Raw genomic sequence first — 15,338 nt, forward strand, 5'->3', positions numbered from 1 at the left:
GCACTCGGATTATTTGCCGATACAGAATCCGGCGAAGATCTCGCCCAGCAGGGCCTCGTGGTCCTGGCGCCCGAGCAGGGCGTCCAGGGCCTGTTCGGCGCTGCGCAGTTCTTCCGCGGCGAGATCGCCGGGCAGTGCCGGGTCGATGCGTTCCAGGGCGCCGGCCGCCGCCGCCAGGCCGTCCAGGTGACGCGCACGCACGCTGAAGCCGCCATCCGTCTCGGGGGCCAGGCCCAGGCGCGCGGCAATCGCGTCGCGCAGCGCATCCAGTCCCTCGCCGGTGCGCGCGGAGATCGCGAGTGCGTCGGCGGAAACACAACCCTCCCGATCATCGGCAAGATCGGTCTTGTTCCACACGACCAGGCGGGGCAGATCGGCCGGCAGGTCCTGCGGTATCCCGGCGTCGGGATCGGTCAGGTCACGCAGCTCGAGGACCAGATCGGCCGTCCGTCCGGCCTCGCGGGCCCGTTCCATGCCGATCTGCTCCACCGGATCCTCGCTCCCGTGCAGGCCGGCGGTATCCACCACCTCGACCGGAATGCCGTGGATCGCGACCGGTGCCCGCAGCACGTCGCGCGTGGTCCCGGGCCGATCGGTGACAATCGCGACCTCATCCTCTGCAAGGCGGTTCATCAGACTGGACTTGCCGGCGTTGGGCGGCCCGAGCAGCGCCAGTCGCAGACCGCGGTCCAGGTAGCGGCCGGGCCGCAGGCGTTCGATCAGCGCACGGATCTGCGCGGCGAGTTCGGCCGCCGCCGGCACCAGTGTCCCGGCCACATCCGACTCGAGATCGGTCTCGCCAAAGTCCAGTTCCGCCTCCATGTGGACCCGCAGGTCGCGGATGCGGCGCGAGACCGGCTGCAGCTCGGCGGCCAGGGCGCCGTCCAGACTGGAACGTGCGCGCCGCGCCGCGCGCTCGGTCTGGGCGTGGATGAGATCGGCGACGGCCTCCGCCTGGGCCAGGTCCATGCGGCCATTGAGGAATGCGCGTTCGGTGTATTCGCCGGGGCGCGCACGACGCGCGCCCAGGGCCACGCAGGCGGCAACCAGCCGTTCCAGCAACACGGGGCTCCCGTGGCCCTGAAACTCCACCACGTCCTCGCCGGTGTAGGAACGCGGGCCCGGGAAGAACAGCACCAGACCGTCGTCGATCAGCGCGCCATCGGCGGGGTCCTGCAGCCGCACGTAATGGGCGTGCCGCGGCCGTGGATCTAGCCCGGCGATCCGCCGCGCCATTACCGCGGACTCGGGACCGGAAAGGCGCACCACCCCGATGCCGCCGGACCCCGGAGGGGTCGCGACCGCGACGATGGTGTCACCGTCCACGTAGGGTCACTCCTTCTGCTTGTCGGGGTCCGCGCCGGTCTCGATCTTGCGCGTGATGTACCACTGCTGCGCGATGGAGAACAGGTTGTTGGTGAACCAGTACAGCACCAGGCCCGCCGGGAAGAAGGCGAAGAACACGGTGAACACGAACGGCAGCGCCATGAAGACCTTCTGCTGTACCGGATCCATCGGCGGCGGGTTCAGCTTGTACTGCACGAACATGGACACGCCCATCAGGATCGGCAGGATGAAGAACGGATCGCGCGACGACAGGTCCTGGATCCACAGCCACCACGGGGCCTGGCGCAGTTCGACACTCTCCAGCAGCACCCAGTACAGGGCGATGAACACCGGTATCTGCACCAGGATCGGGAGACAGCCGCCCAGCGGATTGATCTTCTCCTTCTTGTACAGGTCCATCAGCGCCTGGTTCATGCGCTGCTTGTCGTCCTTGTAGCGCTCCTTCAGCTCCTGCAGCTTGGGCGCGACCTTGCGCATGCGCGCCATGGAGCGGTAACTGGTCGCCGACAGCTTGAAGAAGGCCAGCTTGATCAGGATCGTCAGGATGACGATGGACCAGCCCCAGTTACCGACGACCGCGTGGATCTTGTCCAGCAGCCAGAACAGCGGGCTGGAGAGGAAGGTGAACACCCCGTAATCGACCGTCAGTTGCAGGCCGTCCGCGATCTCGGCCAGTTCGGCCTGGGTCTTGGGCCCCACCCACAGCCGGGTGTGGAAATCCCCGGTCTCACCGGGACCAACGCGCAGTGGCTCGGCCGAATGCAGGCCGATCAGGTATTCCTCGCCCACCTCGCCGGGCACGGAGCGGGCGTACAGGGCGTTGAGTTCCTCGGCGCCCGGGATCCACGCCGACACGAAATAGTGCTCGATCATCGAGACCCAGCCACCCTCGATGCGATCCTCGACCGGATCGTCTGCCAGCGACTCGAAACGCTCGCGCTCGTAGCTGCCGTCGTACCAGGCCGCCCCGGTGAAGGTGTACAGCCACCAGGATTCACGGTCGGGGGTCTCGCCATGACGCAGCTGGCGATACTGGCGCCCGATCCAGGGATCGGCACTGTGATTGTGAACCTCGTATTCCACCTCGATCAGGTGGGTGCCGCGGTTGAAGACGTAGGTCTTCACGACTTCGATCTCGCCGTCTTCCGAGGTCCAGCGCAGCGGCACGCGCAGCTGATCCTGGCCTTCGCCCAGCTCGAAACGATCCTGATCGACCTCGAAGTCGGCGTGATGCGAGGGCGCGCGTCCTTCGGGGTCGACACCCTCGACGCGGTCGTGGGTCAGGCCGCTCTGCGCGACATAACCGCGAATGCGGTGATCCAGTAAGCGCACCGGCACCAGGGGGTCGTCGCGCAGATCCTGCGGGAACTGCAGCAGATCGGCCCGCAGGATCGTGCCACCGCGGGTATCGATCAGCAGGTCATGCTTGTCGGTCACCACCTGGATCTGACGCCGCTCCGGGGCCGCGATGGGTTCCGGGGCATCGGTGGCCTGGTCGGCCTCGGGCTCGGCCGCCGCCTCCGGAGTATCCGGAACATCCTCCGGCCGCGCATCCGGATCCTCTTCCAGCTCGCGTTCGGCCGCGGTCTCGGTGGCCGGTCGGGTGCCGTAGTCATCGTTCCAGGCCATCCACATCAGGAACAGGATGAAGGCCAGGGTCAACCACAGCAGGGGACGGATGTTATCCATGGGCGCGATTACTTCCGGGAAGGAGATTGAGAGTCGGGATCCCGCGGCGGGACCGGATCATAGCCACCCGGTGACCAGGGATGACAGCGCAGGATGCGGCGCAGGCCCAGCCAGAATCCGCGCAGCACGCCGTGGGTCTCCACGGCTTCCACCGTGTAGGCAGAACACGTCGGGAAATGGCGGCAATGCGGCGCCATGAACGGCGAAATGCCGTACTGGTAGGCCCGCACGGGCAACAGGGCGATCTTGCGCAGCAGACGGCTCATCGGATGCGGTCCAGCAAATGGTCGATCTCGCGCCGCAGGGCTTCGGCCTGCACGTCGCCCGCGCCGCCGCGCGCGAGGATGATGATATCCACCGGCGGCAGTTCGGTACGGCGCTGGCGAAAGGCCTCGCGGGCAATTCGCTTGATACGGTTGCGCCGTACCGCGCGTCGGACATGGCGCTTGCCGATCGCCAGGCCCAGCCGGGCGGGGCCGTCCTCGCTCCGCGGGCGGTAAAGCAGGGTCAGGTGGCGCCCGCGCACCCGCCGTGCGTCCTGGAAGACGTAGCGGTAGTCACCGCCGGTCAGCAGGCGCGCGGCGCGCGGAAAACCGGCCGGCGAGGACGGCGCGGGCACTCGGGCCGAGGCCGGGCGTTACGGCGTCAGGTGCTTGCGGCCCTTGGCCCGACGGGCATTGATGACCTTGCGACCGCCACGGGTGGCCATGCGGGCACGGAATCCGTGGGTTCGCGCGCGGACGAGACGGCTGGGCTGGAAGGTGCGCTTCATGATGATTCCGGAATGACTGGATGAAAGGCCGGTGAACCTACCCCGTGTAGCGCCACAAGTCAATCGTCCCCGGGGGATGCGGCTGGCGTGACCCGGCACGGCGGGCGTAGACTGCACGCCTGTTTCGTATCCCTCATCGGAGAATATCGCGTGGCTTCCGACAGCCTTTGGAGGGCCTGCCTGGACCGCCTGCAGGACAAGGTCTCCGAACAGCAGCTCAATACCTGGCTGCGCCCCCTGCATGCGGATGAAAGTGGCGACACCCTGCGCCTTCTGGCCCCGAACCAGTTCGTGTTCGAGCACGTGCGGGACCATCTCCTCGGGACGATCGAAGAGGCGGTGGTGGAGATCGCCCCCGCCGGTTCCGGGGGTGAGACGCCGGCCGTCCGTCTCGGGATCGGCGGCGAGGAACCGGCGCCGGCAGCGGCAGGCGACGGGGAGCGCGCCAGCGGGACGCGGCCGGCCGAAGGTGCCGGCGCGCCGCCTCGCGCATCCGGACCGGTCAGCAACCTGAATCCGGCGTTCACCTTCGAGACCTTCGTCGAGGGCAAGTCCAACCAGCTGGCCAAGGCCGCCAGTCTGCAGGTCGCGGAAAATCCCGGGGTCGGCTACAACCCCCTGTTCATTTACGGCGGTGTCGGCCTGGGCAAGACCCATCTGATGCATGCGATCGGCAACAGTATCCTCGCACGCCAGCCCGAAGGCCGGATCATCTACCTGCATTCCGAGCGCTTCGTGGCCGACATGATCAAGGCGCTGCAGCACAACGCGATCGACGATTTCAAGCAGCACTACCGCAGTGCGGATGCGCTGCTGATCGACGACATCCAGTTCTTTGCCGGCAAGGAACGCTCGCAGGAAGAATTCTTCCACACCTTCAACGCGCTCCTGGAAGGCCAGCAGCAGATCATCCTGACCTCCGACCGTTACCCCAAGGAAGTCGAGGGGCTGGAGGAACGCCTGAAGTCGCGGTTCGGCTGGGGACTGACCATCGCGATCGAACCGCCGGAACTGGAGACCCGTGTCGCCATCCTGCAGCGCAAGGCGGAACAGGCAGGGATCGAACTGCCCAGCGAGGTGGCCTTCTTCATGGGCAAGCGGATCCGTTCGAACATCCGCGAACTGGAAGGTTCGCTGCGTCGGGTCCTGGCGAACGCCCACTTCACCGGCAAACCGATTACGGTGGACTTCGCGAAGGAGGCGCTGCGCGACCTGCTGGCGGTGCAGAACAAGCTGATTACGCTGGAAAACATCCAGAAGACGGTAGCCGATTACTACCGCATCAAGGTTGCGGATCTGTTGTCGACGCGGCGCAGCCGCTCCATCGCGCGACCGCGTCAGGTCGCGATGGCTCTGGCCAAGGAACTGACCCAGCACAGCCTGCCGGAGATCGGTCAGGCCTTTGGCGGGCGCGATCACACCACGGTCATGCACGCCTGCCGCAAGATCGCGGAACTGCGCGAATCGGACGCGAGCCTGGACGAGGATTATTCCAATCTGCTGCGAACACTGAGCAGCTGACAGCCGGGTCGGTGAACCTGCTCTGCGGGCTGTGGACAAGACGGTGGACAACCTGTCCGGGTGACGGTGCATAAACCGTGGGCGAATGAGCAGACGGAATCTGTCCACAGGTCACGCACAGTTGCCCCCAAGGGCTCACGGGACGGCGAAATAGTATCAAGTATTTGTTTTGAAAAAGGAAATAGTCTTTTTCCCACAGGCTGATGCGTCAGTTATTACTGCAAGTATTCATTTAGAAAGCTCTTACAACAGGACACGCCATGGAACTCTCATTCAACCGGGAAGCGATGACCGAGGCCCTGCAGCGGATCGTGGGTGCGGCCGAGAAGCGGCTGACCATGCCGATCCTCGGGAATGTCCGCGTGCGACCGGACGAGTCCGGGGGCATGCGGCTGGAAACCACGGACCTGGAACTGGCCTGGAGTGCCCATGCAGCCGGGGACATCCCGGCGGAATGCGACACTACGGTCTCGGTGCGCAAGCTGCTGGATGTGGTGAAGGCCGCACCCGTTGAGAGCGAGATCCGGGCGAGCCTGGATGCCGAACGCATGAGTGTCGGTTTTGGCGGTTCTCGGTTTTCGCTCGCCACCCTGCCCGGGGCGGATTTCCCCGACTGGGAAGCCGGCGGAATCCTGGCCGCGGTAGATGTCCCACAGAACCGCCTGCGGCGGTTGCTGGAGGCGACCATGTTCTCCATGGCGCAGCAGGATGTGCGTTACTACCTCCAGGGGCTGCTGCTCGTGGCTACCGGACACACCCTGCGCGCGGTCGCCACCGATGGCCATCGCCTCGCCCTGGCGGAGATCGAACTCGACCAGCCCGTGGAGAATCGCATCGAGCGGATCGTGCCGCGCAAGGCGGTGGCCGAGCTGAAGCGCAACCTCAACGACGACGATCAGGCGGTGCGTATCGGGTTCGCCGAGGACCAGATCGTGTTCGAGCTGGGAACGGCAGTGTTGCGTTCCAAGGTGATCGAGGGGCGCTTTCCGGACTACGAACGGGTCATCCCTGCGGATCTCCCGGCGACCCTGGTGGTTGAACGGGAATTGCTCAAAAGGGCGCTGGCGCGGGTCTCCATCGTCGCGAGTGACAAGTACCGGGGGGTGCGGATGGTCCTGGGACCGGCGGGCTGCCAGGTGATGACCCATAACGCCGATCGCGAGGAAGCACAGGAGTCGGTGGAAGCATCCTATGACGGGCCGGAAATGGAGATCGGCTTCAACCTCGGGTACCTGCAGGACGTGCTCAACGTGATCGAAACGGATTCAGTGCGGATCGGCCTTCGGGACGGAAACTCCTCGATCCTGATCCAGGCGGAACCGCCCGGCGGCGCGCGCTACGTGGTCATGCCGATGCGTCTGTAGCTGCGGACCCGGAGTGCTGGAAGAACTGCGTATCCAGGGCGTACGCAACCTGGAGGCAACCCGGCTGCAGCTGGGTGGCGGATTCAACGTGTTCACCGGGGCCAACGGAGCCGGCAAGACATCGGTGGTGGAGGCCTGTCACCTGTTGTCGGTCGGTCGTTCGTTTCGTACTCAGCAACTGCGCCGGGTGGTGAGCGAGGGGGAACACTACCTCGGCGTGGGAGGCACGGTACGGGATCCGGTCAGCGGGACGCGCCACCGGCTCGGTGTGGAATGGCAGGGAAGCCGACGCTCGCGTCTGGACGGGGAATGGCTGCGGGGGCATGCGCGCGTGGCGGAATGGCTGCCGTCGCGGGTGCTGCACGCGGGCAGCTTCGACCTGGTGCGCGAAGGACCGGAAGAACGGCGACGCCTGCTGGACTGGGGGTGTTTTCACGGAATTGCCGGGTATCGCGAGGCATGGCAGCGCTGGCGGCGGGCCCACGAGCAACGCAACGCGGCGTTGCGTCAGGGACAGGGTCGCGCGGCGCGCGAATTCGAGGGGCCGCTGGTGGCGGCGGGTGAACGCGTGACCCGGGCGCGCGAAGATTATGTCGGGGAGTGGCGGGCACGGACGCTGGAAGCCGCGGGGAAGCTGGGATTCGAGGGGGACCTGGAAGGACTGGATCTGCGGCTGCGGCCGGGATGGGAGCAGCGACGTTCGCTGGCGGAAGCGGTCGACCGCAGTCGGAGCACGGATGCGGAACGGGGGTTTGCACAGGTCGGGCCGCAGCGGGCCGACCTGGTGCTCAAACTGGCCGGAAGGGACGCGACGGAGGGATCGCGCGGGGAACAGAAACGGCTGGTGACGGCACTGGTGGTGGGCCAGGGTCTGATGCTGGAGGTGCGTACGGGGCGCTCGCCGCTGCTGTTGCTGGACGACGTTCTGTCGGAACTGGATCGAGGGGTGACGGCCGGGCTGCTCGGCGGGCTGGATATGCTGGGCTGGCAGGTCCTGCTGACCGCAGTGGATCACGGCGCGGTCGGGGACCGGGTTCGGGAGCCCCGGATGTTTCACGTGGAACACGGGCGGGTGGCTGCTCCGCCCGACTGATGTTCCACGTGGAACATTCCTCCTCCTCCTTTTCAGCCGCCGACGCGCCGACCGCCAGAATCGGCCGGCTTTGCGGTACAATGACGGGATTGTCACCTGCCGGAAGCGCATCCATGGCCGACCACGAAATCCCCGCCGATCCCGCCGCCTATGATTCCAGCCAGATCCGTGTCCTCAAGGGGCTGGACGCGGTGCGCAAGCGTCCAGGGATGTACATCGGCGATACCGATGACGGCACCGGTCTGCACCACATGGTCTTCGAGGTGGTGGACAACTCCATCGACGAGGCGCTGGCCGGACACTGTGACAGCATCGAGGTCGTGATCCACGAGGACAATGCCATCAGCGTTGCCGACAACGGCCGCGGCATTCCCACGGATGTCCACGAGGAAGAAGGCAAGTCGGCGGCCGAAGTCATCCTTACCGTCCTCCACGCCGGCGGCAAGTTCGACAACAATTCCTACAAGGTCTCGGGTGGCCTCCACGGGGTCGGCGTGTCGGTGGTCAACGCCCTGTCGGAAGAACTTCGCCTGGAGATCCATCGCGACGGCCAGCGGCACGAACAGATCTACCACCTCGGCGTACCGGAGACCGATCTGACCGTGGCGGGGTCGACCGAGCGGCACGGTACCCGCATCTGGTTCCGGCCCAGCAGCGAGATCTTCTCCGACATCGAGTTCCATTACGAGATCCTCGCCAAACGCCTGCGCGAGCTTTCGTTCCTCAACTCGGGGGTGCGCATCACGCTCCGAGACCTGCGTGACAACCGCGAAGAGACCTTCGTGTTCGAAGGCGGTATCCGTGCCTTCGTCGAACACCTGAACCAGAAAAAGACCGCCCTGCATCCCACGGTCATCTACGCCGACCAGATGCGGGATGATTACGCAGTAGAGATCGCCCTGCAGTGGAATGATTCGTATCAGGAGAATATCTTCTGCTACACCAACAACATTCCGCAGCGCGACGGTGGCAGCCACATGGCCGGTTTTCGCGCCGCGCTCACCCGCACGATCAACCAGTATCTCGAGCGTGAGGGTCTGACCAAAAAGGCGAAGGTCGCCACGGCCGGCGATGACATGCGGGAGGGTCTGACCGCGGTCCTGTCGGTGAAGGTTCCCGACCCCAAATTCTCGTCGCAGACCAAGGACAAGCTGGTCTCCTCCGAGGTGAAGCCGATCGTCGATTCGGTGCTCTCCGATGCGCTGGGCGCCTTCCTGCTGGAAAATCCGCCCGAGGCCAAGGCGATCACCGACAAGGTGCTGGATGCCGCCCGCGCCCGCGAGGCCGCGCGCAAGGCACGTGAAGTCACCCGTCGCAAGGGTGCCCTGGACGTTGCCGGCCTGCCCGGCAAGCTCGCCGACTGCCAGGAAAAGGACCCGTCCCGCTCGGAACTCTACCTGGTGGAGGGGGACTCGGCCGGCGGATCGGCCAAGCAGGGCCGCGACCGCCATTTCCAGGCGATCCTTCCGCTCAAGGGCAAGATCCTCAACGTGGAGCGCGCGCGTTTCGACCGCATGCTCGGTTCCGCCGAGGTCGGTACGCTGATCACCGCCCTGGGCTGCGGCATCGGCAAGGACGAATACGACCCCGACAAGCTGCGCTATCACCGCATAATCATCATGACCGACGCGGATGTCGACGGCTCGCATATCCGCACCCTGCTGCTGACCTTCTTCTTCCGTCAGATGCCGGAGCTGATCGAGCGCGGCCACGTCTACATCGCCCAGCCGCCGCTGTACAAGATCAAGCGCGGCAAGCGCGAGCAGTACATCCGCGACGAACAGGAGATGCAGCAGATCATCCACTCCCTGGCCCTGGACGGGGCAGCGCTGCATCCCGCCGCCGAGGCCCCCGCGATCACCGGCGAGGCGTTCGAGGACCTGATCCGTGCCTACCAGGCGGCCGCCGCGGCGGTCGGGCGTCTGGGACGTCTGTATGATCCCCGCGTCCTGTGGGGCATGCTCGAAGCGCCACCCATGCCGCGCCCGCGTTCGGTGACCGAACCTGCGGTTCAGCAGTGGTTCCAGGCGATTCTCGACGGACTGTCGAGTGACAAGGCGGGTGCCACGCGCTACGAACTGGAGGCCGATCGCGACCCCGACGGTCATGACCGGCTCGCACTCCATCGTCTCGAGCACGGCGCGCGGCTGTCGCAGCACCTCACCGACGACACCCTGGCCTCGCGCGATTTCCAGGCCATCCTCGATCTCTCCGAACGCCTGCAGAGCCTGCTGGACGAAGGGGCCTACATCCAGCGCGGCGAGCGACGCCACGAAATCGTCCGTTTCTCCGAAGCCATGGAATGGCTGCTGGCCGAAGGCCGGCGTGGGCTGTCCGTCCAGCGGTACAAGGGCCTCGGGGAAATGAACGCCGAGCAGCTGTGGGAGACGACCATGGACCCCGAATCCCGGCGCCTCCTGCAGGTCCGCGTGGAGGATGCGATTCGCGCGGACGAGATCTTCACCACCCTGATGGGCGACCAGGTCGAGCCGCGCCGCGACTTCATCGAGACCCGCGCGCTGAGCGCCGAAAACGTCGACATCTGAGCCGCGCGCGTCGCCCGTGCTCGCCCTGCTGCTGACCCTTGTCGGCGCGATCGGACTCGTCTGGCTGGGGCGGACGGCGGCCCGTCTCGCCCACTGTCATCGCCAGGTCACCCGTGCCTGGGAGCAGTTCGATGTCCTGGTGTGCCAGCGTAATGCGCTTTTACCGCAGGCTCTGACCGAACTCGCGGTACCGCCCACCCGCCGCGCCGGCCTCGACACCGCCCTGGAGGCCCATGAATTTGCCCGCCGCTACGGCAATCCACCGCGTCTTGCGGCGGCCGAGCGAGATTTGCGGAAGAACTGGGACCTCCTCCTCGCGGAGTTACCGGAAACCGCCCGCGATCACTCCGGCGTCCGGCAAATCGAGGCCCTGGATGCAGCGATTACCGATGCCATTCGCCGTTACAATGCGGCCCTTGGCACCTATCACTCGCTGTGCCGAACCCCCCCGGGAATACTGATCGCGCGCCTGACCGCCCGTGGTTCCTACGCCCCCCTGGAGCCCTCTCACCAGCGCGAGCATGCGCATTGATCAGTGCTTCCCTGACAGTGGCATAATCCCGATCCCAAACACCGACCCCCGGAGCCGCCGTGTCCAATCCGTTGCTGAACGTGGATTCCCTGCCCGCGTTCCGGTCCATCGAGCCGGATCATGTGATTCCGGCCATTGATCAGTTGCTTGCCGACAACCGCCGCGAGATCGATGAACTCGTCGCCCGCGCCGGTGATCGGCCCACCTGGGAGAACCTGGTCGCTCCTCTCCAGGAACTGGAAAACCGCCTGGAGACCGCCTGGTCACCGGTCAGCCATCTGAATTCGGTGATGAATTCGCCGGCCCTGCGCGAGGCCTACAATGCATGCCTGCCCAGGCTGTCGGATTACGGCTCCTGGCTGTCGCAGCACCAGGGCCTGTACCAGGCCTTCCGCGCGCTGGCCGATGGCGATGAATACCCGCGCCTTTCGCCGCAGCGGCGCAAGGTCATCGACGATGCCCTGCGCGACTTTCATCTGAGCGGGGTCGACCTGCCCGGGGAGGCGCGCGAACGTCTGCGAGCCATCGACGGGCGGCTCTCCGAGCTGACCGCCAGCTTCGAAGAGAATGTGCTGGACGCCACTCAGGCCTGGGCCCATCCGCTACACGAGGAGGGCGAACTCGCCGGCCTGTCCGATTCCGACCGCGCCCTGCTGGCCCGGAACGCCCGTGACCACGAACTGGACGCACCCTGGGCCGCCACCCTCGACTTCCCCAGCGTGCACGCCGTCCTCACTCACGCCGACGATCGCGCGCTGCGCGAACGCGTGTATCACGCCTTCGTCACCCGAGCCTCGGAGACCGGCCCGCACGACGTTGCCTACGACAACTCCGCCAACATGGTCGAAATCCTGCAGCTGCGCCAGGAAAAGGCCGAACTCACCGGTTTTCCCCGTTACGCCCATCGTTCGCTGGCGACCAAGATGGCCGAGACCCCGGAGCAGGTTGAGCAGTTTCTCGCCGATCTCGCCCACCGCGCCCGTCCGCAGGCCGAACGCGACCGTGCCGAGCTGGAGCGCTTTGCCCGCGAGGAACTCGGCCTCGAGCAACTCGAGTCCTGGGATGTGGCCTGGGCCGCGGAGAAGATGCGCGAGCGCCGGCTCGGACTGTCGCAAGAGATGCTGAAACCGTATTTCCCCGCCACCCGGGCCGTGGACGGTCTGTTCCGTCTGGTCGAACGCCTGTTCGGGGTCCGCTTCGAGGCCGATCCGGAGATCGAGACCTGGCACGACGACGTGACCTTCTACCGCATCTTCGGCCCCGAGGGCGATGAGCGGGCCGGCTTCTACCTGGACCTCTACGCTCGCCGCAACAAGCGCGGAGGCGCCTGGATGGATGTCTGCCGCCAGCGCTATGCGCGGGCCGACGGGTTGCAACTGCCCGTGGCCTACATGACCTGCAATTCCACGCCGCCGGTGGATGACCAGCCCGCGCTGTTCACCCACGACGAGGTGATCACGCTTTTCCACGAATTCGGCCACGGTCTGCACCACATGCTGACCCGGGTCGACGAGCCCGAGATCGCCGGTATCAACGGGGTGGAATGGGATGCGGTCGAACTGCCCAGCCAGTTCATGGAAAACTGGTGCTGGGAGCGAGAAGCCCTGGACCTCTTCGCCCGGCATCACGCGACCGACGAGCCGATGCCCGACGATCTGTATGAACGCCTGCAGGGGACGCGTCATTTTCATGCTGCCCTGCAGCTGTTGCGCCAGGTGGAGTTCTCCCTGTTCGACATGCGCCTGCACGACCGTCCGGCCCCGACGGATCCCGCCGAGATCCAGGATCTGCTGGATGCGGTACGCCAGGAGGTCGCGGTCTTCACTCCGCCGTCCTATAACCGTTTTCAGCACGGTTTCGCCCACATCTTCGCGGGGGGCTACGCCGCGGGTTACTACTCCTACAAGTGGGCCGAAGTGCTCTCGGCGGACGCCTTTGCCCGGTTCGAGGAGGAGGGCCTGTTCTCGCGCGAGGCCGGCGCCGATTACCTGCACGAGATCCTCGAGGCGGGGGCATCCCGCCCTGCCGCGGATTCCTTCCGCGCGTTCCGCGGCCGCGACCCGCAGATCGATGCGCTGCTGCGCCACAGTGGACTGGAGGAGAAGGCCGCGTGAAGATCGCCAGCTGGAACGTCAATTCCCTGAAGGTGCGCCTGCCCCAGGTCCTGTCATGGCTCGGCACGTCGCACACCGACATCCTCGCCCTGCAGGAGACCAAACTGACCGACGAAGCCTTCCCCGTGGCCGCCATCCACGAGGCCGGCTATCAGGTGGTCCATTCCGGCCAGAAAACCTATAATGGGGTCGCCATCCTGTCGCGAACCGAGGCCACTGACGTGGTGACCGATCCGCCCGGGCTCGACGACGCCCAGCGCCGCATCCTCGCCGCGACCATCGCCGGCGTGCGGGTGGTGAACCTGTATGTCGTCAATGGCGAGGCCGTGGATTCGGAAAAATACGCCTACAAGCTCGACTGGCTGTCGCGGGTCCGCAACTGGCTGGAAGAAGAGGCCAGGCACCACGAGAGGCTCGTGGTCCTAGGGGATTTCAATATCGCGCCGGACGACCGCGACGTCCACGACCCGGAGGCCTGGGAGGGCAAGGTCCTGTGTTCGGCACCCGAACGCGAAGCGTTACAGTCCCTGCAGGCCCTGGGGCTGCAGGATACGTTCCGCGCGTTCGATCAGCCCGAAGGTGAATTCTCCTGGTTCGACTACCGTGCCGCGTCCTTCCGCCGCAATCGCGGGCTGCGCATTGATCTGATCCTCGCGTCGGCGGCCCTCGCCAGCCGGCTGGCGGGAGCCGGTATCGACCGCGAGCCCCGCGCCTGGGAACGCCCCTCCGACCACGCGCCGGTGTGGGCGGAATTTAACGACGACTGACCCGCCGCCCGCGGTACCACCACCCATCACGGGGAGGACCCATGCAGTACAAGGATCTGCGCGATTTCATCGACGGCCTGGAACAGCGGGGAGAGCTCCGCCGCATCCAGCGCGAGGTCAGCCCCGACCTGGAGATGACCGAGATCAGCGACCGCGTGCTGCGTGCCGGCGGCCCCGCCCTGCTGTTCGAGAACCCGACCGGTTCCGACATCCCGGTGCTGGCCAATCTGTTCGGCACGCCGGAACGCGTGGCCCTGGGCATGGGCGAGGATTCGGTGGAGGCATTGCGCGAGGTCGGCCGCCTGCTCGCCTTTCTCAAGCAGCCCGATCCGCCCAAGGGTCTGAAGGCGGCCTGGGAGCAGCTCCCGGTGTTCCGCAAGGTCCTCGACATGGCGCCGAAGAAGGTGCGCAGTCCGGACTGCCAGCGACACGTGCTCGAGGGTGATGACGTCGACCTGAACCGACTGCCGGTGCAGACCTGCTGGCCGGGCGATGCCGGGCCCCTGATCACCTGGGGCCTGGTCGTGACCCGCGGCCCGGAGAAGACCCGACAGAACCTGGGCATCTATCGCCAGCAGGTGATCGGACGCAATCGCGTGATCATGCGCTGGCTGTCACACCGGGGTGGCGCGCTGGATTATCAGGAATGGTGCCGGGCTCACCCGGGCGAGCCGTTCCCGGTGGCCGTCACCCTGGGTGCAGATCCGGCGACGATCCTGGGCGCGGTCACCCCGGTGCCGGATACCCTGTCGGAGTATGCCTTCGCCGGCCTGCTGCGCGGGCGCCGGACGGAACTGGCCACCTGCATCGGATCCGATCTGCAGGTCCCGGCTTCTGCGGAGTTCGTCCTCGAGGGGCATATCCATCCGGGCGATACTGCGCCGGAAGGTCCCTTCGGCGATCACACCGGATACTACAACGAGGTCGACGAATTCCCGGTCTTCACCATCGACCGGATTACCCACCGCGAACGGCCGATCTATCACTCGACCTACACTGGTCGCCCGCCCGACGAGCCGGCGATCCTCGGCGTCGCGCTCAACGAGGTCTTTGTTCCGATCCTGCAGAAGCAGTTTCCGGAGATCGTGGATTTCTACCTTCCTCCCGAAGGCTGTTCCTACCGCCTCGCGGTAGTCTCCATGCGCAAGCAGTACCCCGGCCATGCCAAGCGGGTGATGATGGGGGTCTGGAGTTTCCTGCGGCAGTTCATGTACACCAAGTTCGTCATCGTGGTCGACGAAGACGTGAACACCCGCGACTGGAAGGACGTGATCTGGGCGATCACCACCCGCATGGATCCGGTCCGCGATACCACGCTGGTCGAGAATACACCCATCGATTATCTGGATTTTGCCTCGCCGGTATCCGGTCTGGGATCCAAGATGGGGATGGATGCGACATCCAAATGGCCCGGCGAGACCGACCGCGAATGGGGCCGACCCATCAGCATGGATCCGGCCGTGAAGGAACGGGTGGACGCCATCTGGGACGAACTCGGGCTCTGAACCCGCCTACCGGGCTGCCCGTCGGCCAACGGTCGATGCCTCCGCCGGAAGGGGGGGCGCAGGAAGGGGGGCAAGCCCGGGGATATTC

At 66.0% G+C, this 15,338-nt stretch carries 13 protein-coding genes; 8 read left to right on the plus strand and 5 right to left on the minus strand.

The features are described 5' to 3' along the window. Positions 1-9 precede the first annotated feature (9 nt). From mnmE to rpmH, 5 genes are read right to left on the minus strand one after another with little or no spacing between them, the layout of a single operon-like run. Positions 10-1,326 (minus strand): tRNA uridine-5-carboxymethylaminomethyl(34) synthesis GTPase MnmE, encoded by a 1,317-nt coding sequence (mnmE, locus tag F788_RS0100500; protein ID WP_019588909.1) that lies wholly within the window; start codon positions 1,324-1,326, stop codon positions 10-12. 6 nt (positions 1,327-1,332) lie between these two features. Then, positions 1,333-3,036 (minus strand): membrane protein insertase YidC, encoded by a 1,704-nt coding sequence (gene yidC, locus F788_RS0100505; RefSeq protein ID WP_019588910.1) that lies wholly within the window; start codon positions 3,034-3,036, stop codon positions 1,333-1,335. Between the two features lie 8 nt (positions 3,037-3,044). Next, positions 3,045-3,302, minus strand: a complete 258-nt coding sequence (gene yidD / locus F788_RS0100510; protein ID WP_018868892.1) for a membrane protein insertion efficiency factor YidD — start codon at positions 3,300-3,302, stop codon at positions 3,045-3,047. After that, complete coding sequence (rnpA, locus tag F788_RS0100515; protein WP_019588911.1) at positions 3,299-3,655, minus strand: ribonuclease P protein component; 357 nt, start codon at positions 3,653-3,655, stop codon at positions 3,299-3,301. The genes yidD and rnpA overlap by 4 nt, the downstream gene beginning before the upstream one ends. Before the next feature lie 18 nt (positions 3,656-3,673). After that, complete coding sequence (gene rpmH, locus F788_RS0100520; RefSeq protein ID WP_019588912.1) at positions 3,674-3,808, minus strand: 50S ribosomal protein L34; 135 nt, start codon at positions 3,806-3,808, stop codon at positions 3,674-3,676. Positions 3,809-3,958: 150 nt separating this feature from the next. On the opposite strand from rpmH, the gene dnaA reads away from it, so the two are divergent. From dnaA to ubiD, 8 genes are all read left to right on the plus strand, one after another. After that, positions 3,959-5,329 (plus strand): chromosomal replication initiator protein DnaA, encoded by a 1,371-nt coding sequence (gene dnaA / locus F788_RS0100525; RefSeq protein ID WP_019022549.1) that lies wholly within the window; start codon positions 3,959-3,961, stop codon positions 5,327-5,329. Between the two features lie 260 nt (positions 5,330-5,589). Next, a complete protein-coding gene (gene dnaN, locus F788_RS0100530; protein WP_019588913.1) occupies positions 5,590-6,693 on the plus strand; it encodes a DNA polymerase III subunit beta in 1,104 nt (367 codons plus the stop codon). Between the two features lie 13 nt (positions 6,694-6,706). Continuing rightward, positions 6,707-7,786: a DNA replication/repair protein RecF gene (locus F788_RS0100535; protein WP_019588914.1), complete on the plus strand. Its 1,080-nt coding sequence runs from the start codon at positions 6,707-6,709 to the stop codon at positions 7,784-7,786. Between the two features lie 113 nt (positions 7,787-7,899). Beyond that, positions 7,900-10,332, plus strand: a complete 2,433-nt coding sequence (gene gyrB, locus F788_RS0100540) for a DNA topoisomerase (ATP-hydrolyzing) subunit B (protein WP_019588915.1) — start codon at positions 7,900-7,902, stop codon at positions 10,330-10,332. A gap of 16 nt (positions 10,333-10,348) precedes the next feature. Next, positions 10,349-10,864 carry a hypothetical protein gene (locus tag F788_RS0100545; protein WP_019588916.1) on the plus strand — a complete coding sequence of 172 codons (516 nt, stop codon included), beginning with the start codon at positions 10,349-10,351 and terminating at the stop codon, positions 10,862-10,864. A 59-nt stretch (positions 10,865-10,923) separates the two neighbouring features. After that, complete coding sequence (locus F788_RS0100550) at positions 10,924-12,978, plus strand: M3 family metallopeptidase (RefSeq protein ID WP_019588917.1); 2,055 nt, start codon at positions 10,924-10,926, stop codon at positions 12,976-12,978. Next, complete coding sequence (xth, locus tag F788_RS0100555) at positions 12,975-13,745, plus strand: exodeoxyribonuclease III (RefSeq protein WP_019588918.1); 771 nt, start codon at positions 12,975-12,977, stop codon at positions 13,743-13,745. Before F788_RS0100550 ends, xth begins: the two co-directional genes overlap by 4 nt. Before the next feature lie 41 nt (positions 13,746-13,786). Beyond that, a complete protein-coding gene (gene ubiD / locus F788_RS0100560; protein ID WP_019588919.1) occupies positions 13,787-15,250 on the plus strand; it encodes a 4-hydroxy-3-polyprenylbenzoate decarboxylase in 1,464 nt (487 codons plus the stop codon). The last annotated feature ends 88 nt before the right edge of the window (positions 15,251-15,338 follow it).

The organism is Thioalkalivibrio sp. ALE10, from assembly GCF_000381385.1.
Lineage (GTDB): Bacteria > Pseudomonadota > Gammaproteobacteria > Ectothiorhodospirales > Ectothiorhodospiraceae > Thioalkalivibrio.

Bases quoted from the DNA above. Each gene is read 5' to 3' on its own strand.
- yidC (WP_019588910.1), bottom strand. From the start codon at position 3,036: ATGGATAACATCCGTCCCCTGCTGTGGTTGACCCTGGCCTTCATCCTG.
- yidD (WP_018868892.1), bottom strand. From the start codon at position 3,302: ATGAGCCGTCTGCTGCGCAAGATCGCCCTGTTGCCCGTGCGGGCCTAC.
- rpmH (WP_019588912.1), bottom strand. From the start codon at position 3,808: ATGAAGCGCACCTTCCAGCCCAGCCGTCTCGTCCGCGCGCGAACCCAC.
- dnaN (WP_019588913.1), top strand. From the start codon at position 5,590: ATGGAACTCTCATTCAACCGGGAAGCGATGACCGAGGCCCTGCAGCGG.
- gyrB (WP_019588915.1), top strand. From the start codon at position 7,900: ATGGCCGACCACGAAATCCCCGCCGATCCCGCCGCCTATGATTCCAGC.
- ubiD (WP_019588919.1), top strand. From the start codon at position 13,787: ATGCAGTACAAGGATCTGCGCGATTTCATCGACGGCCTGGAACAGCGG.